This window comes from Pseudomonas sp. 3MAES_34.3B, from assembly GCF_058145875.1.
In genome coordinates this window covers 3,197,245-3,215,804 of record NZ_CM176960.1, presented here as the reverse complement: position 1 = coordinate 3,215,804, position 18,560 = coordinate 3,197,245, and the positions used below count along the sequence as shown (strand labels likewise).

The following is an 18,560-nucleotide window of genomic DNA, read 5'->3' as shown; positions in this document are numbered from 1 at the left end:
CAGCAATACAAGGAGCAATGCCGTGTCACTGTCAGATGCCGACCGTGGGGGTATCCAGGTCATTTCCCGCGCCGCTGCCATTCTTCGCTGCCTCGAGGCCGAACCCCAGGGCTTGAGCCTTGGCGCGATCGCCAAACGTATCGAATTACCACGCTCGACCGTTCAGCGGCTGGTGGATGCGCTGGCGGTGGAACAGCTGCTTGAAACCAGCGCTGGAACGGGTGTACGGCTGGGCCCGGCGTTGATGCGCCTGGCCGCGCGCAGCCACCTGGACCTCACCGCACGCGCCCGGCCGCACCTTGAGGCCCTGTCGCAGCGCACCGGGGAAACGGCCGTGCTGGCCCACGCCAGCGGCCTGGAGTTGATGATCCTGCACTGTGTGGTGTCCAGCCAGGAGCTGCGGGTCGCCCCAGGGGTGAACAGCTTGCTGAGTATCTACGCCACCTCCTGTGGCAAGGTGATCCTGGCGCAGATGCCCGAGCGGGCCGTGCGCGAGCTGCTGGAAGGCAACATACGGCAGCTCACGCCCAACACCCTCACGCTCGACCAACTGATCAATGAGTTGAACGAGGTTCGGGCCACCGGCTTTTCCTGCGACTACGAGGAACACATGCCAGGCGTGGGTGCCATGGCGGTGGGGCTGGCCACGGCCCAGGGTATGTACGGCCTCAGCCTGGTGGGGCCAGCGGCGCGCATCCGCGCCAACGAGGCAGCGCACAAGCAAGCCCTGCTCGAATGCCAGGCGTTGATTACGCAGGAGGAGTAAGGCCGGTGGCAGGTGAATCGCCTCTGACCGCCGCCTCGATCGCCGCGATGTCGATCTTGCCCATGCCCATCATGGCCTGAAACGCTCGCTGGGCGGCGCCGGTATCCGGATGGGTGATCGCCTCGAGCAGCACTTTCGGGGTGATCTGCCAAGACACCCCCCACTTGTCCTTGCACCAGCCGCAGGCGCTTTCCCGCCCACCGTTGTTGACGATGGCGTTCCACAGCCGGTCGGTTTCGGCTTGATCTTCAGTGGCCACCTGGAAAGAAAACGCCTCGGTGGGTTGGTACGCCGGCCCCCCGTTCAGCCCCACGCATGGCAAGCCCAGCACCGTGAATTCGACGGTCAGCACGTCGCCTCGCTTGCCGGCGGGGAAATCGGCAGGCGCGTGGTAGACCGCGCCCACAGCGCTGTTCGGGAAGGTATCGGCGTAAAAGGTCGCGGCATCGAGGGCTGTGCCGTCGTACCACAAGCAAACGGTATTTTTGCTGGCCATGGTCGTGTGCTCCGCTTGGGTGGAAGCACAAGTTTAGTGGGTGGTTGACGGTGCGGTTCCCCGAGGCCTACGCCAACCGCTCCATATACCCGGGCAATTCCGGCTCGGGCAGTACCGACAGCACTTTAAGCCGCTGCAGGGTGCGCTCTCGCGCCCTGAGCAGGTGCTCGCGCAGATTCAGCGCGGCCGAATCCACCGTTCCGTGTAACAAGGATTCAATCACCAGGCGATGCTCGATCAGCATGGCCTCGTCGATGCTGGTACCCAGCGCCTCGTGCAGCACCCGGCCAATGCTCATGGGGATCTGGCACTGGCGGATGATGCCTGCCATGCGGGCATTCGGCAGGCCCGACAGGCATGTTACGTGGAGGTCCTGCTCGATCTGCTCGATGGCCGCGCGGCTAGCCTCGGCACCAGCCTGCTGCGCGGCGGTGATACGGTCGAGCATGGCCTGCAGCTCAGCGCGGGGAAGGGCGCTGGCGCGCTGGCGCAGCGCATCGGGCTCGAGCAGGGCGCGTAGTTCGTAGTCTTCAGTCACCGCGTGGGCAGTGAGGGGCCCGGCCAGCCATTGAGCGTAGGGCTCCTTTTCCACCAGGCCCTTGTCGCGCAGGCGCATGAGTGCTTCGCGCACCACGCTGCGGCTCACATTAAGGGCCTGGGCCGCAAGCTGTTCGTCGATGCGGTAATGGCCGAACACCATGAAGCGCGTGACCGTACCTGACAACTCGTCGTACACCCGTTCCCCCAGTGAACGTGTGTCGATCAATTCCTCGTGATTATCAAGGCCCAGCAGCTCACGAGTGAGCGCCAGGCGCAAGGGAGGTACGTCGGCCCCTTGGGCATCGATCAGGTAGCCGCGGCCTTCGAATCTGCGGATCAGACCTTCCTCATGCAGCAGGTTGAGCGCTTGGCGTACAGGTACTCGGCTGGTACCGAACAGCTGCGCCAGCGGCGCTTCCACCAACACCAGCCCTGGCACTGCCTGGCCCGTAAGGATCGCGCCGCGCAGCGTGTCGCGGATCATCTCGTAGCGTGAAGCAGAGCGGTCTTCCAGGGGAGCGGCGTTTGGCATGGGGCAGGGGTCCAGGTCACAGCATGCGGGGATTGTCTCACAGCGTGGCGCTGCTCACAGGTAAGGCTCGCGGTAACAGCTCACTGTGACGGTTTGTGGTGCGGGTGTTACAGGAATGCTCATTAATGGATCATTTGGATTTATGTACATTTATAGGAATCCCGGGGTGTGCCACGCCTTGGCCGCTCAGCTCCAACGCATACAGGCTTTTTTGCCGGGCAGACCTGATGCCTTGGCACGAAGGCTGCTAAGCAAAAACGTATAAAACATAAATGTATACGTTTTTGGAGATCGCATGTTTATCGATGCGCTTGCGCTGGCTGAAGGTTTCGCTCTAGGGGCTAGTACGCCCGACCTGGCGTTTGAGGCCACCTTGGCGCGCGCCCGGCAGGCTCCCGCGGCCTTTATTTCGCTCACTGAAACACGTGGGCGGCGTGAGGCGGCAGCCGCGAGCGCTCGTTGGGCGGCGGGGCAACCCTTATCGCCGCTCGATGGCGTACCGATTGCCTGGAAGGACTTGTTCGACCTGGCCGGCACCGTGACCACGGCCGGCGCCGTGGCGCGAGGTGGGCTGGCACCTGCCAACCAGGACGCCACACTGGTGAGCCAGCTCACCCGTGCCGGCCTGGTGAACGTGGGCAAGACCAACCTCAGTGAGCTCGCGTACTCCGGGCTGGGCCTCAATCCGCACTTCGGCACGCCGGTGAACCCGCTGTACCCCGAGCCAGCCCGGGCGCCCGGGGGGTCGTCTTCAGGTTCGGCCATCGCGGTCGCCGCTGGCGTGGTGCCGTTAGCCATGGGCACCGACACCGCTGGCTCAATCCGCATACCCGCCGCGCTCAATGGCCTGGTAGGTTACCGCAGCAGCCGTCGACGCTATGCGGCCACTGGAGTATTTCCCTTGGCGCGGTCCCTCGATGCGCTCGGGCCGTTGGCGCGCAGCGTGCGGGACGTGATTTGTGTGGACACGCTCCTGGGCGGCGTGGTCAAGGACCAGCCGCTTTCGCTCGGGGGCTTGCGCCTGCGGTTCGACCCGCAAGTAGTGGGCGACAGCCGCATTCAACCGGCGGTACGCGATAACCTGCTCGCTGCCTTGCAGCGGCTGGCGAGCGCTGGCGCAGTGATTGAGGAGCGGCCAGTCCACACCTTGCACGCCTCGCTGCATTTGATCGAAACCAGAGGCTGGTTGGGCAGCGCCGAAGCCTTTGCCTTGCATCAATCATTGCTGGACAGCCCGGCGGCCGATCAACTCGACCCGCGAGTACGCAAGCGCCTCGAAAGGGCCCGACATTTTCCGGCCAGCGAGCAGATCAGGTTGTACCAGGCCGCGCGCGACCTGCGCCAACAAATGGCCGATGAATTGGACGGCGCGCTGCTGATCACCCCCACCGTGGGCCACGTAGCGCCGCTACTCGCGCCCCTGGAAGCCGACGAAGAACTGTTCGTGCAAACGAACCTGGCCACCCTGCGCCTGACCATGCCAGGCAGCCTGCTGGACATGCCCGGCGTTGCCTTGCCCAGTGGGGTAAACGCCGAAGGCCTGGCTACCAGCTTGTTGTTGGCCGCCCCCAGCGGGCATGACGCCGTTCTGCTGCGCGCCGCGCTGGCCATGGAGCCCATCGTGCGCGGCGCCTGACCCCTGATCGCCTGTAAGTGCGCGGGGCCCGGCCTTCGCACCCGAACCACCGTACCGGGCACGTTGAGGACTGAACGATGGCAAAAGAAATCCTGGTGTCCATTGGTGTGGACGTAGACGCAGTTGCGGGCTGGCTGGGCTCTTACGGCGGGGAGGATTCGCCCGACGATATTTCCCGCGGGCTGTTCGCCGGGGAAGTGGGCGCGCCCAGGCTGCTCAAGCTGTTCGACAAATACCAGCTGCGCACCACCTGGTTCATCCCGGGGCACTCGGTGGAAACCTTCCCTGAGCAAATGAAGGCGGTGGCTGCGGCGGGTCACGAGATCGGCATCCACGGCTATAGCCACGAAAACCCTATCGCCATGACTCCCGAGCAGGAAGAGGTGGTGCTCGATAAAGCCATCGAGCTGATCACGGCCCTGGCCGGCAAGCGGCCGACCGGTTACGTGGCCCCTTGGTGGGAATTCAGCAACGTCACCAACGAGCTGCTGCTCAAAAAAGGCATCAAGTACGACCACAGCCTGATGCACAACGACTTCACCCCCTATTACGTACGGGTGAAGGACAGCTGGACGAAGATCGACTACAGCGCCCACCCCGACACCTGGATGAAGCCGCTGGTTCGCGGCCAGGAAACCGACCTGGTGGAAATCCCCGCCAATTGGTACCTCGACGACCTGCCGCCAATGATGTTCATCAAGAAAGCACCCAACAGCCATGGCTTCGTCAACCCGCGCGACATCGAGGTGATGTGGCGCGACCAGTTCGACTGGGTGTACCGCGAAATGGACTATGCCGTGTTCCCCATCACCATCCACCCAGATGTCTCTGGCCGGCCACAGGTGCTCCTGATGCTGGAGCGGCTGATCGAGTACATCCGCGGCCATGAAGGCGTGCGCTTCGTCACCATGGATGAAATCGCCGACGACTTTATTTCACGCCAGCCCCGGCAACGCTGATTCCCCTTCATCGAGACCCTCACCATGACCACGCAAACCGCTACGCCGTTGCACATGCCACCGTCGGACAGTTGGGCGCCGGTTCCGCTGGCGTCCAAGGATGTCGTCTACGCCACCTGGATAGCTTTCTTTGCCTGGGTATTCGCTGTGTATGACTTCATCCTGTTCGGCACGCTGCTGCCGGTGATGGGTGGGCATTTCAGCTGGAGCCAGGCGGAGCAGGCTGAGATTGCCACCTGGGTCGCCGTCGGTGGCGCCGTGGTGGCCTTTGCTATTGGCCCGCTGGTGGACCGTATCGGCCGCCGCGGCGGCATCATGTTCACCATTGGCGGGGCGGCGTTGTGTTCCGCGCTTACCGCCGTGTGCGCCGGGATGGGCAAGGGTGCGCTGATCGGCGTGCGTTCAGTGGCCGGCCTGGGCTATGCGGAAGAGGGCGTGAACGCCACCTACCTCACCGAGATCTACGCCGCCTCCGACGACCCTCGTCTGGTCAAGCGCAAGGGCTTTGTGTATAGCCTGGTGCAAAGCGGTTGGCCGGTGGGGGCGCTGATCGCCGCCGGGCTCACGGCGCTGCTGCTGCCGCACATCGGCTGGCAAGGATGCTTTATCTTCGCCGCCGTGCCGGCGTTTGTGATAGCCGTGCTAGCGCGCAAGCTGAAGGAGAGCCCGCAGTTCCAGGTCCATCAGCGCATCCAGGCGCTGCGCAAGGCGGGCCAAGACAACGAGGCCCGGGCACTGGCCCACGAGCACGAAGTGGACTACGACGATCACGCCAAGGCCGGCGTGGCGGCGGCCTTCCGTGGCGCCGCGCTGCGCCCAACGCTGGTGTTGAGCCTGGCGATCCTCCTCAACTGGTCGGCGATCCAGGTGTTCAGCGTGCTGGGTACGTCGGTGATTGTGAGCGTGCACGGCCTGTCGTTCGAAAACTCCCTGTGGATTCTGGTGCTGTCGAACCTGGTGGGCTTCATCGGCTACCTGTTCCATGGCTGGCTGGGTGACCGTATTGGCCGGCGCAACACTGTGGCCATCGGCTGGATGTTGGGCGGCGTCAGCTTTTTCGCGATGGTGCAGGCGCCAAGCCAGCTTGGCATCGTGGTCGCCCTTTACAGCCTGGGCCTGTTTTTCCTCACCGGCCCGTACTCGGCCATGCTGTTCTTCATGGGCGAAAGCTTCCCCACCAGCATCCGCGCAACCGGCGGCGCCATCGTTCATGCCATGGGGCCGGTCGGGGCGATCCTGGCCGGCCTGGGCATTACCGGCGTGCTGTCCGCGGGCGGCGAGTGGCACAGCGCGGCGCTGTGGTTCGGTGCCTTGCCTTGCTTCCTGTCCGGGGTGGTGATGTGGGCGGCGCGCCACGTCGACCCCACCCACATCAAGTGATCGGAGAACCCGTATGAGCACCTCTCAACCTGTGGCGCTGATCACCGGCGCCGCCAGCGGCATTGGCCAGGCCCTTGCTGTGGCCTATGCGCGCAACGGCGTGCGTGTGCTAGGCGGCTATTTCCCGGGAGACCCCCACAACCCCGAACACACCCGCCAGCAGGTAGCCGCTGCAGGCGGTGAGTGCCTGATGTTGCCCGCGGACGTCACCGACGGCGCCTCTCTGGACGCACTGGCAGCTGCCGGCGTTGAACGCTTTGGCCGGCTCGATTACGCCGTGGCCAACGCCGGGCTGTTACGACGCGCGCCCTTGCTGGAAATGACTGACGAGGCCTGGAACGGCATGCTCGACGTGGACCTCACGGGGGTGATGCGCACGTTTCGCAGCGCCGTGCGGCACATGCAAGGCGGCGCGCTGGTGGCGGTTTCCTCCATTGCCGGCGGCGTCTACGGCTGGCAGGACCACGCCCATTACGCCGCCGCCAAGGCCGGCGTTCCGGGGCTGTGCCGCTCGCTTGCGGTGGAGCTGGCGGGGCGGGGGATCCGCTGCAATGCGGTGATTCCAGGGCTGATCGAAACCCCGCAGTCGCTGGACGCGCAGAACTCGCTGGGGCCCGAGGGCCTGGCGCAGGCGGCGCGGGGCATTCCGCTGGGGCGCGTAGGCAAGGCCAGTGAAGTCGCCGAGCTGGTGCGGTTCCTGACAAGCGATCTGGCCAGCTACATCACTGGGCAAAGCATCATCGTCGACGGCGGGCTTACCGTCCGTTGGCCGGAATAGGAGCGAGCCATGAACTTGAATAACCGACGCGCGGTGATCACGGGTGCCGCCAGTGGCATCGGCGCGGCCATCGCCCAGGCCTATGCAGAGGCCGGGGCGCGGCTGGTGTTGTGTGACCGCGACGGTGATCGCTTGGCGGTAGTCGCCGAGCGATGCCGTCACATGGGCGCGCAAGTGGTGGAGTGCATGGCGGACGTGGGCCTGCGTGAAGGCGCGCAAGCGGGGGTTGATGCCTGCGTGATGGCGTTTGGTGGCATCGACATCCTGGTGAATAACGCCGGTATGCTCACCCAGGCGCCATGCGTGGACCTTACCCAGCAGATGTGGGACGACATGCTTCGTGTAGACCTTTCCAGCGTGTTCATCGCCAGCCAGCGCGCGCTACCGCACATGCTTGCTCAGCGCTGGGGCCGCATCATCAATGTGGCCTCGCAACTAGGAATAAAGGGCGGGGCGGAGCTGTGCCACTACGCCGCGGCCAAGGCCGGGGTGATCGGCTTTACCAAGTCCCTGGCGCTGGAAGTAAGCCAGCACAATGTACTGGTCAATGCGATCGCCCCTGGCCCGATCGACACTGCCTTGGTGGAGGGCATCAGCCAGGCCTGGAAAACCGCCAAGGCGAAGGAGTTGCCGTTAGGGCGCTTCGGCAGGGCGGAGGAGGTTGCCCCTGTGGCCGTGCTGCTAGCCTCCGAGCCCGGCGGCAACCTGTTCGTTGGCCAGACCCTGGGGCCCAACTCCGGGGATGTGATGCCGTGAGCCGGTAGGGCCGGGCGAAACCCGGGAACAGGCCTGCATAGGCTGGCGTTTTTATAAAGGAGGACAACCATGTGTGGTTTATGTGGGCTGATCGGCGAGGACGGGCACTGGAGCGACCCCTTGGGGGACAGCTTGCCCCGGCGGCGTGAGCGGCTGCGCCGGATCGCCGCGATCAATCGCGTGATTGCGCCTTTCCGGGTCACGGTAAGCGACGTGCAAGGCGCTTCCTATCTGCTGCAAGGGGCCACGGGGCGTCAGGCTCTTGCTACCGGGCTGGAAGAACTGTGGCAACAGGCGCAGGCATTGATCGGCAAACCGCTGGACCCGCTCGACCCACGCATTCTTGAAGCCCTGGAGGCTCGCTCATGAGCCTTCCGGTGAACGTGATCACCGGCTTCCTCGGCAGCGGCAAGACTACGCTACTCAACCGGCTGCTGGCGGGCGACACCCTCGGCGACAGTGCGCTGCTGATCAACGAATTCGGCGATGTCGGCATTGACCACCTGCTGGTGGAAGAAGTGGCCCCAGGCACGGTCCTGCTGGCCGGCGGCTGCGTGTGCTGCACCGTGAACGGGGACTTGCGTCAGGCCCTGCTCGACCTTCACGGCCGGCGCGAGCGTGGGGAAATACCGGCGTTTCGCCGGGTGCTGCTGGAAACGACCGGCTTGGCCGACCCCGCGCCGATTGTTGCCACCCTATTGCGCGATCCTCAATTGCGTGGCCGCTATCACCTGGGCCTGCTGGTGACTGTGGTGGATGTCGAGCAGGCGCAACTGCAAGAACGCTTGCACTCCGAATGGCTCACTCAGGTGACGGCAGCCGACCGTCTGCTGCTGAGCAAGGCTGATCGAGTAGCGCCGGCTACCCTGGCGAGCGTGCAGCGCCGGCTGGCCGCGCTCAACCCCTCCGCCAGCCAGGCATTGACCCAGCGGATCGTGGCGGGCGATCAGCTGTTGCTCGGCGAAGGCCTGCGAGGCAGCGACCCGGCCGCCGAAGTACGGGGCTGGCAGCTGTTCGGCGCGGTAGACGACAGCCGCCACGGCACCGCTCAAATCTGCTGCCTCGAATTCGATCGGCCGCTGGACTGGGTGGCTTTTGGGGTGTGGCTGTCCATGCTGTTAAGATGCCACGGCGAACGTATTCTTCGGGTCAAGGGCCTGCTCGACGTGATTGATTCCCCGCAACCTATCGTTATCCATGGCGTACAGCACTGCTTGCATGCCCCCGTGCACTTGCCGGCCTGGCCGGGGGGTACGCCGCGTTCACGGCTGGTGTTCATCGTGCGAGGCCTGGACACCCACCAACTGCGCCGCTCCTTCCGGGCTTTTCTAGGTGAGGTTGGCCAAGCGGCATGAGCCAACCGATCACGCTGCGCGTATTAGGTACATCGGTCACGCTGCTCGAAACCATTCGTGTGCGCGCCGAGCAGGAGCTGGGCATCCGCCTGGAATATCACATTCATGAAATTCAGGAGGCCCAGCGCATTGCGGTGATGGCGCCGCACAGTTACGACCTCTATGACCAGTGGTTTCATAACGTCGATTTCGTATGGCCAGCCCGTGCCATCCAACCGATCGACACCCGCCGCGTGGCCCTGTGGGACGAGATCAACGACCTGCCCAAGCTGGGCCGTTTGCATTCCAACGACCGTCTGGCCCGGGGCAGCCTGCCGTGTGACCGGTTGTTCGTGCAGCACAACGGTAGCCTGGGCAGCCAGCGCAGCGATTTCATCAGCATGCTGCCGCTCACCCACAACGCTGACAGCTTTGCCTACCGTCCGGAGCATCTCCCTCCTTCGCTGGCCGGCCAGACCGAAAGCTGGGCGTGGCTATTGGCAAAAGGCTGGTGTGGTCACGCTGCTTTGCAGAGTGACGCCGCCATTGGTGCGCTGGACGCAGCACTGGCTGTGCAGGCCAGCGGGCTGGCGCACTTTGACAACATCGGCAACCTGCGCCTGGATGAGATCGACACCCTGGCCCGGTGCTTGATCCAGCGCCAGCGCCAAGGGCACTTTGCGGCCTTCTGGTCGGACGACCGCGAAGCCGGCGAGCTGATGCTTGGCCCCGATGTGCATATTCAGAGCCTGTGGTCGCCTACCTTGATGCGCCTGCACCGCGCGGGCCTGAAGTATCGCCTGGCCGTTCCCCAGGAAGGCTATCGCGCCTGGTTCGGCGGCCTCTCGTTATCGCGCTGTCTCGAAGGGCGGGTAAAGGACGCGGCCTATGCCTACCTCAACTGGTGGCTCTCCGGTTGGCCCGGCGCGATGATGGCGCGTCAGGGCTTCTACATTTCCAATCCGCCGCGTGCCCGCGATCATTTATCCCCCGCCGAATGGGATTACTGGTACGACGGCAAGCCGGCCGCCGAAGCCCTGCCGGGCAGTGACGGCGAGCCGCTGATCGAACCGGGCGAGGTTCGCGAAGGCGGCGCCTATGTACAACGCATGGGCCACATCGGGGTATGGAACGCGGTGATGGACGAACACAACTACCTTGTGCGCAAGTGGGCGGATTTTCTTCGCGCCAGCCGGGTCAACTGATGCGCCTTGGCGGGGAACGCCGGGGCGTATAAACAAAACCGCTGCCACACGAAGAAAATTACACTGTCTTGCGTCGCTTGCGAGCGGTAGCGTGCTGGCGCCGAAGCGAACCGGGCCGGCGTGTCAGCCCCCCTACAAAGGATGTGATCCCCCCATGAAACACCTCTCGCTGCTTGCCGTGTTTACCGCAGCCCTTGCTGTGGGTGCTGCCGCCCATGCCGAGCCCGCGCCGCAAACGCCGCAAGCCGACAGCCTGGCCAAGGACGCCGACATGGTGGTCACCCTGCTGGGCACCGGCACCCCCACGCTGGACCCCAAACGCTTCGGCTACTCCACCCTGGTACAGGCCAACGGCCTGAACCTGGTATTCGATGCCGGCCGCGGCAACGCCATTCGCCTGGCTCAGCTGGGTATTCCGCTGGGCAAGGTCAGCGCGACCTTCCTCACCCATTACCATTCCGATCACATCAACGGCCTGCCCGACCTCTGGGCCACGGGGTTCCTGCCTAGCCCGCAGAACCGCCGTACCGCGCCGTTCGAGCTGTATGGCCCGCCCGGCCTGCAAACCCTGGTCGAAGGCATGGAAATGATGATGTCGGCCGACCTGCGCATTCGCCGGGACGACAACGAAGTGAAGCCCGAAGCCCAGCGCATCAACGCCCATACCTTCAACCGCCCCGGGGTGGTGTTCGAGCGCAAGGGCGTGAAGGTCACGGCCTTCGAGGTCAACCATGGCGATCGCATCAAGCCCAGCTACGGCTACAAGGTTCAGTACAACGGCCATACCGTGGCGCTGTCGGGAGATACCCGCTACGACGAGCGGGTGATCGAAAACGCCCGGGGCGCGGACGTGCTGGTACATGAGGTAGGCGGCGTGTCCACGCACCATGTGGACGAAGACTGGGCCAAGGCCAACGTGGGCCACCACACCACTGCCGAGCAGGCAGGTGAAGTATTTGCCAAGGCTGAGCCGAAGCTGGCGGTGTTCTCCCATATCTCCCGCCCTGGCCCGCAGGATGAAACGAACAGCGACGACGCGTTGGTCACCCGGGCGAAAAAGGCCTGGCCCAATGGCAAGGTCCTTCTGGGCAGCGACCTCATGCGCATTTATGTAGGCAAAGACGTGAACGTGGTGGAGTGGGCAGGTAACTGACGCAAGGCGGTGGGCATGCCGCGGGTTGAACGCCGGGATGGCGGACAGGGTCGATTTTAAATCCCCTTGAGTGGGTCATCAGAACCCGCCGCTTCTAACCCAAGCCAACCGTGAGGTAACGCCATGACTACGCGCCAACCCGGGCCCGTGCCTGTACTCTTTGACCCGGCCTTCGAGCAGGTGCCGGACGACGAGGCCGAAACCAGTGCGGCGCTGATCGAGGCCATGCACAGCATTCTGGAAACCACCGCATCCGACTATGGCCATGCGGTGCGAAGCGTCCATGCCAAGGCCCATGGCTTGCTCACCGGCACACTGACGGTGTTCGACGACTTGCCACCAGCGTTGGCTCAAGGCATGTTCGCGACCCCGGGTACTCTGCCGGTGGTGATGCGGCTGTCCACCAACCCGGGTGACATTCTGGATGACAAGGTGTCCACCCCGCGCGGCATGGCGCTCAAAGTGATCGGCGTACAAGGTGAGCGCCTGCCCGGCAGCGAAGGCGACGTGACCCAGGATTTCGTGATGCAGAATGCCAAGGCATTCACTGCGGCCACGCCGAAGGCCTTCCTGAAAACCCTGAAGCTGTTGGCGAAAACCACCGACAAGGCCCCCGCGCTCAAAAAAGCGATGTCCGCCGCATTGCGTGGGATCGAAACCACCGTTGAAGCCATGGGCGGCGAAAGCGGCACGCTGCGCAGCCTCGGCGGCCACCCCTTGACCCACCTTCTGGGCGAAACGTTCTATACCGTCGTGCCCCTGCTGTATGGCGCCTACTACGCCAAGCTGAGCGTGGTGCCGGTATCTCCATCGCTCACAGCACTGACTGGCCAGGCGCTGGACCTGGACGACAAGCCCGACGGCCTGCGCGAGGCCGTACAGGCGTTCTTCGCCGAGCAGGACGGTGTGTGGGAAGTGCGGGTGCAGCTGGCTACCGACGTAGAAAAAATGCCGATCGAGGACGCTTCGGTCGCCTGGCCGGAAGATCTAAGCCCCTATGTAGCCGTGGCGCGCATACAGGTGCCCCGGCAAGCTGCCTGGGCACCGGAGCGGATAGCCGCCGTGGATGACGGCATGTCCTTCAGCCCTTGGCACGGTTTGGCGGCGCACCGCCCACTGGGCGGGATCATGCGGGTGCGCAAGCCTGCCTACGAACATTCCGCCGGGTTCCGGGCGCAGCACCGTGGGTGCCCGATCCATGAGCCACGGGCAGGCGATGTGCCTTGAGCCCGGTGCATCAATCCGGGAGCGCCTGACCGGGCTTGCCCAGCAACGCCTCCAGCCCGGTGGCCAGCTCACCGCCCCATTGGGCGTAATCATGGCCGCCGGGGTACTCGCCATAGTCCACGGCGTAACCCTTGGCGACCAGTACGTCGCGCATGTGGCGGTTGCTGCCCAGCAGGTCCATGTGCCCGCCGTGGCCGCGCTCGAACAGGCCCGCCCGCATGAAGAAGCGCACCGGCACCGGTTGGGCGTCGCGGGCCAAACGGGTGAGCCAGCCAGGCTCCTCGCCGTGCGGGCTCCACCAGTAGGAGCCCGAGAGGCTCAGCACGTTGCCAAATTGCTGCGGATGGCGCAGCGCCGCATAAGTGGATGCGATTCCGCCATAGCTGGAGCCTGCGAGTACGGTGCGATGGCCTTCGGCTGAAATGCCTTGGCGTTTGGCCCAGGGCAACAACTCTTCCGATAGAAAGCGCGCGAACAGCGGGTTGGGCGGCAGCTCATGCCCGCGGGATTCGGCACTGGGGTTGCCCACTAGTAGCGCGGCGGTGGGCGGAATGCGTTTGGCCGCGATCAGGTTGTCCAACAGGGCAGGGGTAGGCACCTGGCGCAGGTAAGCCTGGGCGTCGAAGAGCACCAGCAAGCCTCGCTCGGCGGAGCCTGCCTGCCAGCCCGCTGGCCGATAGAGGTAGACATCGCGGCGGTTGCCCAGCGCCTTGCTGTCCACTGCCACCCGTTCAAGCGTACCTTTCGTTGCCTGTGGATCGGCCTGCAGCCAGGGCTGCGCGGGCGCGCCCGGAAGCACGAGCAGCGACCGCTGCCGGTATTTGTCATCGCCGGCCTCGCTGGCGAAGGTGAGTGGGTTGAGGGGGTCACGTTGCAGGGTGGCCAGCACCGCGCGGCGGCGATCCGGGAAGCGTTCGTCCAGTTGCGGCACATCAGGCGCCAGTTGATAGCTCATGCGCGTGCCGGCCGGGACCACATAACTTCGGTACCACACATCGGTGCCCGCCAGCTGCGCCAAGGCGTCGTGGTCGCCGGAGGGCGCGCCGAACAGGGTTACGCCATGCCTGGCCCCCCTCCACAGAAACGTGACGCGCATGGCGTCGTTTCCAGTGCCGACGGGCTCTACCAGCGGCGTGCCCTGGCGCTCACGCTCTGCCCAGAACGCCTGCGTGGTGCCACCCTTGAGTACGGAAGCTTTCAGCGCTTGCAGCGTTGGGCTTTCAATGGGCTCGGCAGAGGGATGCTGCTCGGTTATGGGCACTATTCGCGAGATCTGAAGTTCATAGTGCGTCGGCTGCCAGGCCCCAGCCCGCTCGGGGAGCAGGGTAACCGGGCCGTCCCGGTCGGCCACGAACATGAAGTCGCGCAGCATGTCGGTGGCGTCTACCAGCAGGCGTTGCGGTTTCCCCTGCTCGTCCAGTAGGCGCAGGCTGGCGTCGCCCTTCAGGAGCCCGAACACCAGGTCGCCTTTATGCAGCGCAAGTTGCCAGTGCTGGTCACCGCCGGCTTGCACGTCGCCGCTTACCGAGGTGCCAGGGGTGAGTGGGGTATTTGCCCATGCCACGGAGAGCGCGCACGCCAGCGGCATAGCAGCCAAGGCCACGAAAGGTCGGGAAAGGTACATGTCAGAAGTCCACGCTTGCTGAGAGTTTTAAGGTGCGCGGCTCGCCAATGGTCGCGAAGCCGTCGTTGAATACGCCTGCCCAGTAGCTACGGTTTTCAACGTTTTCCAGGCTGGCGCGCAAGGTCACATCCTTGCCCACCAACCGGGTGGCATACCGGGCGCCGAGGTCATAACGCGTCCATTGTGGGATTTTCAGGTTATTGGCGTCGTCCAGGTACTGCGAACCGGTATGAATCACCAGCCCTGTCAAGGTCAGGCCGCTCACCCAGGGGGCATCCCATTCGGCGCCCAGGTTGGCGGTCCAGGTGGGTACGCCATGGGCGGTGTGGCCGTTGTACTGGCCGTTCGCGGTACGGGTAAGCACCGCGCGCGTGTAGGTGGCACCGCCCAGTAGCCTGACCGTGGGAGTGAGGCTGCCGAACAGGTTCCACTCCATGCCCCGGTTGCGCTGCTCGCCGCTGTCGCTGTAGCGGTTGCTTGCCGCGTCCAGCATGAGGCTGGGCTGCTCGATCTGGAACAGGCTCAGCGTGTGGGTGAAGGTGCCCAGATCCCACTTCGCGCCCACTTCCATCTGCCGCGTTTTGTAGGGCGCGAATTGCTCGCCATAGTTGGCGGCAGTGGTGTCGCTTACCGTCCCGCCCTGGGCCAGCCCTTCGATGTAATTGGCATAAAGAGAGATCGCCGCATCCCATGGCTTGACTACAAGGCCTACCGCCGGCGTGAGCGCCTGGTCATCGTACGTGGGGTTGCTCAGCCGCTGACGGACGCGCTGCGCGCGCAAACCAAGGGTAAGGCGCACGCGATCGTCGAGGAACCCCAGGGTGTCGGTGGTTGCGAAGCTCGACAAGGTATTGTCGCCGGTCTTGTCGGCACTCCCAGGGGCGTCAGCGAGGATCGGCCTGCTGGGGGTATAGATATTGGTTGCATAACCGGCGCTTGTGACAGTGTCCGCGCGGCCGATGTTCTGGTGCAGCACCGAGCCACTTAGCGTGACCTCATGCGTGACCGGCCCGGTGGCGAAGCTGCCTCGTATGCCTGCCTCGCCTGCGGTGCTGTGGGTGTAGCCCGCCTGATTGTAGGTCTCCCCGGTGGCATTGCCGGCAGTGTCGCTCACCCGCAACCGGGTGCCGTTCAAGAAACCCTTGTAGCGGGTGTGACCACCGCCGACGTTGGCGTATACAGCCCACTGCTCATTGAGCTGGTATTCCCCCCGCAGGATCATCGCCTGGGTGATTTGCTTGGATTGGGTGCCGCGCAGGATATTGGTGTCGTTCTTCGGTGTTTTGAGCACGCTGCCCAAGGTGCCGAAGCCGACCATCATGGGGCTGCCGTTGTCCGTGCGCTCATGGGATTCGTACGCGTCCAGGTCGAGCTTCCAGCCATCGCCCTGGTAGTCCATGCCCAGTGCGGCCAGGTTACGGGTCTTGGATTGGTCCTCCACACCCGCATCGCCGTCTCCGTACACGCCGTTGAAACGTACACCGAACTGTTGGCCGTCCCCGAAGCGGCGGCCTACGTCCAGATGTTCGGAAACAAACCCCTCGCTTTCATAGCGCGTGGTGAGCCGCGTGAGAGGCTGGGCGCCAGCGCGCTTGGGAACCAGGTTGATCAAGCCCCCCACGTTGCCACCGGGGGACATGCCGGACAGCAGTGCGCCCGGGCCCTTCAGCACTTCGACACGCTCGAGGAATTCAGTAGGTACGTGACCATCCGGTGCCATACCGTACAGGCCGTTAACGGCCAGCTCGGTGGAATTGAGCGCCAGCCCGCGGACCATGAAGTTCTCGTACGCATGTCCTTCGCCGGTGCTGAAACGCACCGAGGGGTCGCTGCGCAGAAGCGCGCCCAGCGTGCCGCTTTGCTGATTTTCAATGTGTTGCGCGGTGTAGGCCGTGATGTTGAACGGCGCGTCCATGATGTCTGTATTGCCCAGCACCCCTAGCCGTGCTCCGGTCGCTACCTGCCCGCCGCTGTAGGCAACGGGCGGCTGGTTGGCGAGGTCGGCATTCACCTGGATGGCATCGAGCGTAAGGCTGGAAGAGCGTGGCAGGGCACGAATGATGATCACGCCGTTTTCTTCACTGGCGGCCAGGTCGGTGCCATCGAGCAGCAGTGTCAATGCCTGCAGAAGGGTATACGCACCTCGCACCGTCGGCGCCTGCCGCCCTTCCAACACATGGCCATCGGCCGCAATGCTCGACCCCGAGGCCTGGGAGATTGCCTGTACCGCGCTGGCCAGCGGCTGGGCGGGCAGGTCCAGCTGCACCGGGCGCGCGCTGGTCAAGGCGCTTTCGGCCCACGCTGGCAGCGCCAACCAAGGGGAATTCGCAAGGGCACAGGCGACTACCATGCGGCACAAGGCGGGGGGCAGGTTCGAGGGGCGAGGGCAGCGCGAAAACAACATGATCAATCCTTGTAATGATGTGGTCCTCCATGAAGACGGCGCTCGTGTGCTTTACCCCTCAGTGTTTTTTTTGCGTAGGCAGGGATCATTTCAGCACCAGGCGTTGGCCATTGCCTCTCTCCACCACGCGTACAGGCAGCACGCGGGGAAGGGCGCCCAGCACCCGTTGCGGCTGGTCGATGCGGAAACTGCCGGTCAGGCGAAGGCCGGCCGCCGCCGCATCCAGTTCCACCACGCCAGCGAGGCAGGCATTGAGCTCGCCTACCACCTCACTCAAGGGTGTGTTGGTAAAGCTCCACCAGCCACGCTGCCAGTCGTCGAAGCCTGCTCCACGGGCAGTGCCGGGCTCTATCGGCCCAAGATCGCCGGCCCTGTCGATGCTCACTGCCTGGCCCGCTGTCAATATCCGCTCAGCACCGCGGTTGTCGCGTACTCGCACTTGGCCCCTTGCTACTTCAACCCTTACGGCTGCCCCTCGATCGACCACGCTGAACGCCGTACCCAACACCGCGACCTGCCCGACGCGGGTGCGCACCACGAAGCTGCGCAAACGCTCATGCGCCACGTCGAAAAACACCTTGCCGTGGAGCAACATCACGGTGCGTTCGCCTAACCCATATCGCACCTGCACGTTGCTTTCGGCGGCTAACAGCAGTCGGCTGCCGTCGGCGAGCGTAACCGCGCGCGGTGGTTCGCCATGCACGGTAAGCAGGTGCTGTTCGAATACTTCGCGGCGCCATAGCGTGCCCAGCCAACCGGCCAGGCCGGCGAATGCAAGGGCACCACCGGCCTGCCCGGCGCGCCGCAACAGCGCTCGACGGTTCAGGGTGGGAGCATGGTCGTGGCGGGGCATGAGTTGCTCACGCAGTTGGGGTGCGTAACCGTGCACCAAGTGCCAGCGCTGGTTGGCCTCTTGCCAGGCGTTTTCGTGTACGGGGCTGCGTTCTCGCCAGCGGGCTGCCTGCCGGGCAGCTTGCCGCTCGCGCTCAGGGTCCCCGCTATGCAACGCCGCAAGGTAGGCCAGCGCTTGGTGCACCTTGCGCACGGTAACCGGCCCGCTCATACGGCGCCTTCCCGAATGGCCATGCGCAACTCGGCGATATCAAAGACGGCGCGGGCTATGTGCAACTCCACGGATTTAGCCGACAGGGCCAAGGCTTCACACACCTGGCGATGGCTGTGGCCATGCAGGCGCACCCGCACAAACACCTCCCTGCGTAGCGGCGGCATGCGCTCGATACGCTCGATCAAATGCTGTAGTTGCTGGCGGGCAATGGCGAGCTCGTCCATCGACGGCGTAAGCACCTCGGTGCGTAGCCACCATTCCTCCAGGGCGACGCGCTCGGCCCGGCGCTTGCGAAACCGGTCGATGCACAGGTTGCGGGCTGCCTGAAACAACAGTGCCCGGGGGTTTTCCACCGGCGAATTCAGCGCATAAGCGTAGGCCTGGGCAAAGCTGGACTGGGCAATGTCGGCGGCGTCCTCTCGATGTCGAAGGCGGCCGGCGAGGTAGCGACGCAGGTCCGCATACTGGGCAAGGAGGTCATCGATAACGGATTGCAAGGTAACGGCACACTGCGCTCGAGGAAGAAAGAGCCTGTGGCGCGACGGGTCGGGCACAAGCGACTGGGAGGAAGTAAACAGGAATCATTACCATCAATCAAGGCCGCGTCAGCGCGCGGCGGCGCCACGGCGTGCTTACGCTTTATCAGCATGCGGTCACACGCGCATCCATCCGACCAAAGGCCTGGCACGCCGCGCCTTGCAGGC

The 18,560-nt window shown here is 64.5% G+C and carries 17 protein-coding genes; 11 read left to right on the top strand and 6 right to left on the bottom strand.

All coding sequences use genetic code 11. The features are described 5' to 3' along the window. Positions 1 to 22 precede the first annotated feature (22 nt). Positions 23 to 766 (top strand): IclR family transcriptional regulator, encoded by a 744-nt coding sequence (locus AC3Z8Y_RS14145; protein ID WP_490086338.1) that lies wholly within the window; start codon positions 23 to 25, stop codon positions 764 to 766. On the opposite strand, the gene AC3Z8Y_RS14140 is transcribed toward AC3Z8Y_RS14145, so the two are convergent. Together AC3Z8Y_RS14140 and AC3Z8Y_RS14135 are read right to left on the bottom strand one after the other, a co-directional pair. Then, positions 750 to 1,262: a VOC family protein gene (locus AC3Z8Y_RS14140; RefSeq protein ID WP_490086337.1), complete on the bottom strand. Its 513-nt coding sequence runs from the start codon at positions 1,260 to 1,262 to the stop codon at positions 750 to 752. The genes AC3Z8Y_RS14145 and AC3Z8Y_RS14140 overlap by 17 nt on opposite strands. A 67-nt stretch (positions 1,263 to 1,329) precedes the next feature. Further along, positions 1,330 to 2,334, bottom strand: a complete 1,005-nt coding sequence (locus AC3Z8Y_RS14135; protein ID WP_490086336.1) for a GntR family transcriptional regulator — start codon at positions 2,332 to 2,334, stop codon at positions 1,330 to 1,332. Between the two features lie 295 nt (positions 2,335 to 2,629). On the opposite strand from AC3Z8Y_RS14135, the gene AC3Z8Y_RS14130 reads away from it, so the two are divergent. From AC3Z8Y_RS14130 to AC3Z8Y_RS14085, 10 genes are all read left to right on the top strand, one after another. Next, a complete protein-coding gene (locus AC3Z8Y_RS14130) occupies positions 2,630 to 3,970 on the top strand; it encodes an amidase (RefSeq protein WP_490086335.1) in 1,341 nt (446 codons plus the stop codon). Positions 3,971 to 4,047: 77 nt separating this feature from the next. Further along, positions 4,048 to 4,929, top strand: a complete 882-nt coding sequence (locus AC3Z8Y_RS14125) for a polysaccharide deacetylase family protein (RefSeq protein ID WP_490086334.1) — start codon at positions 4,048 to 4,050, stop codon at positions 4,927 to 4,929. Between the two features lie 54 nt (positions 4,930 to 4,983). Then, positions 4,984 to 6,309 (top strand): MFS transporter, encoded by a 1,326-nt coding sequence (locus AC3Z8Y_RS14120; protein WP_490090005.1) that lies wholly within the window; start codon positions 4,984 to 4,986, stop codon positions 6,307 to 6,309. 13 nt (positions 6,310 to 6,322) lie between these two features. Further along, complete coding sequence (locus AC3Z8Y_RS14115) at positions 6,323 to 7,087, top strand: SDR family NAD(P)-dependent oxidoreductase (RefSeq protein ID WP_490086333.1); 765 nt, start codon at positions 6,323 to 6,325, stop codon at positions 7,085 to 7,087. A gap of 9 nt (positions 7,088 to 7,096) precedes the next feature. Then, on the top strand, positions 7,097 to 7,843 hold the full coding sequence (locus tag AC3Z8Y_RS14110) for an SDR family NAD(P)-dependent oxidoreductase (RefSeq protein WP_490086332.1): 747 nt from the start codon (positions 7,097 to 7,099) through the stop codon (positions 7,841 to 7,843). Positions 7,844 to 7,912: 69 nt separating this feature from the next. Beyond that, complete coding sequence (locus tag AC3Z8Y_RS14105; RefSeq protein WP_490086331.1) at positions 7,913 to 8,212, top strand: hypothetical protein; 300 nt, start codon at positions 7,913 to 7,915, stop codon at positions 8,210 to 8,212. Next, the gene (locus AC3Z8Y_RS14100) at positions 8,209 to 9,198 is read left to right on the top strand and encodes a CobW family GTP-binding protein (protein WP_490086330.1); all 990 of its coding nucleotides are present in this window, start codon (positions 8,209 to 8,211) and stop codon (positions 9,196 to 9,198) included. The genes AC3Z8Y_RS14105 and AC3Z8Y_RS14100 overlap by 4 nt, the downstream gene beginning before the upstream one ends. Beyond that, complete coding sequence (locus AC3Z8Y_RS14095) at positions 9,195 to 10,382, top strand: ABC transporter substrate-binding protein (RefSeq protein WP_490086329.1); 1,188 nt, start codon at positions 9,195 to 9,197, stop codon at positions 10,380 to 10,382. Before AC3Z8Y_RS14100 ends, AC3Z8Y_RS14095 begins: the two co-directional genes overlap by 4 nt. Before the next feature lie 154 nt (positions 10,383 to 10,536). Then, entirely contained in the window at positions 10,537 to 11,535 is a 999-nt protein-coding gene (locus AC3Z8Y_RS14090; protein WP_490086328.1) for an MBL fold metallo-hydrolase, read from the top strand. A 123-nt stretch (positions 11,536 to 11,658) separates the two neighbouring features. Then, on the top strand, positions 11,659 to 12,762 hold the full coding sequence (locus tag AC3Z8Y_RS14085) for a catalase family protein (protein WP_490086327.1): 1,104 nt from the start codon (positions 11,659 to 11,661) through the stop codon (positions 12,760 to 12,762). A 10-nt stretch (positions 12,763 to 12,772) separates the two neighbouring features. Here AC3Z8Y_RS14085 and fes read toward each other — a convergent pair whose 3' ends face one another. The 4 genes from fes to AC3Z8Y_RS14065 all read right to left on the bottom strand — a co-directional run bounded on the left by fes (position 12,773) and on the right by AC3Z8Y_RS14065 (position 18,353). Beyond that, on the bottom strand, positions 12,773 to 14,386 hold the full coding sequence (gene fes / locus AC3Z8Y_RS14080) for an enterochelin esterase (protein WP_490086326.1): 1,614 nt from the start codon (positions 14,384 to 14,386) through the stop codon (positions 12,773 to 12,775). 1 nt (position 14,387) lies between these two features. Further along, positions 14,388 to 16,790 carry a TonB-dependent receptor gene (locus AC3Z8Y_RS14075; protein ID WP_490086325.1) on the bottom strand — a complete coding sequence of 801 codons (2,403 nt, stop codon included), beginning with the start codon at positions 16,788 to 16,790 and terminating at the stop codon, positions 14,388 to 14,390. Positions 16,791 to 16,875: 85 nt separating this feature from the next. Then, positions 16,876 to 17,853, bottom strand: a complete 978-nt coding sequence (locus AC3Z8Y_RS14070) for a FecR family protein (protein WP_490086324.1) — start codon at positions 17,851 to 17,853, stop codon at positions 16,876 to 16,878. Then, positions 17,850 to 18,353 (bottom strand): RNA polymerase sigma factor, encoded by a 504-nt coding sequence (locus AC3Z8Y_RS14065; protein ID WP_490086323.1) that lies wholly within the window; start codon positions 18,351 to 18,353, stop codon positions 17,850 to 17,852. The genes AC3Z8Y_RS14070 and AC3Z8Y_RS14065 overlap by 4 nt, the downstream gene beginning before the upstream one ends. Between the last annotated feature and the right edge of the window lie 207 nt (positions 18,354 to 18,560).

Coding starts and splice junctions, on each gene's coding strand:
- AC3Z8Y_RS14140 (WP_490086337.1), bottom strand. CDS start 1,262: ATGGCCAGCAAAAATACCGTTTGCTTGTGGTACGACGGCACAGCCCTC.
- AC3Z8Y_RS14135 (WP_490086336.1), bottom strand. CDS start 2,334: ATGCCAAACGCCGCTCCCCTGGAAGACCGCTCTGCTTCACGCTACGAG.
- AC3Z8Y_RS14130 (WP_490086335.1), top strand. CDS start 2,630: ATGTTTATCGATGCGCTTGCGCTGGCTGAAGGTTTCGCTCTAGGGGCT.
- AC3Z8Y_RS14125 (WP_490086334.1), top strand. CDS start 4,048: ATGGCAAAAGAAATCCTGGTGTCCATTGGTGTGGACGTAGACGCAGTT.
- AC3Z8Y_RS14120 (WP_490090005.1), top strand. CDS start 4,984: ATGCCACCGTCGGACAGTTGGGCGCCGGTTCCGCTGGCGTCCAAGGAT.
- AC3Z8Y_RS14115 (WP_490086333.1), top strand. CDS start 6,323: ATGAGCACCTCTCAACCTGTGGCGCTGATCACCGGCGCCGCCAGCGGC.
- AC3Z8Y_RS14110 (WP_490086332.1), top strand. CDS start 7,097: ATGAACTTGAATAACCGACGCGCGGTGATCACGGGTGCCGCCAGTGGC.
- AC3Z8Y_RS14105 (WP_490086331.1), top strand. CDS start 7,913: ATGTGTGGTTTATGTGGGCTGATCGGCGAGGACGGGCACTGGAGCGAC.
- AC3Z8Y_RS14100 (WP_490086330.1), top strand. CDS start 8,209: ATGAGCCTTCCGGTGAACGTGATCACCGGCTTCCTCGGCAGCGGCAAG.
- AC3Z8Y_RS14095 (WP_490086329.1), top strand. CDS start 9,195: ATGAGCCAACCGATCACGCTGCGCGTATTAGGTACATCGGTCACGCTG.
- AC3Z8Y_RS14090 (WP_490086328.1), top strand. CDS start 10,537: ATGAAACACCTCTCGCTGCTTGCCGTGTTTACCGCAGCCCTTGCTGTG.
- AC3Z8Y_RS14085 (WP_490086327.1), top strand. CDS start 11,659: ATGACTACGCGCCAACCCGGGCCCGTGCCTGTACTCTTTGACCCGGCC.
- fes (WP_490086326.1), bottom strand. CDS start 14,386: ATGTACCTTTCCCGACCTTTCGTGGCCTTGGCTGCTATGCCGCTGGCG.
- AC3Z8Y_RS14075 (WP_490086325.1), bottom strand. CDS start 16,790: ATGTTGTTTTCGCGCTGCCCTCGCCCCTCGAACCTGCCCCCCGCCTTG.
- AC3Z8Y_RS14070 (WP_490086324.1), bottom strand. CDS start 17,853: ATGAGCGGGCCGGTTACCGTGCGCAAGGTGCACCAAGCGCTGGCCTAC.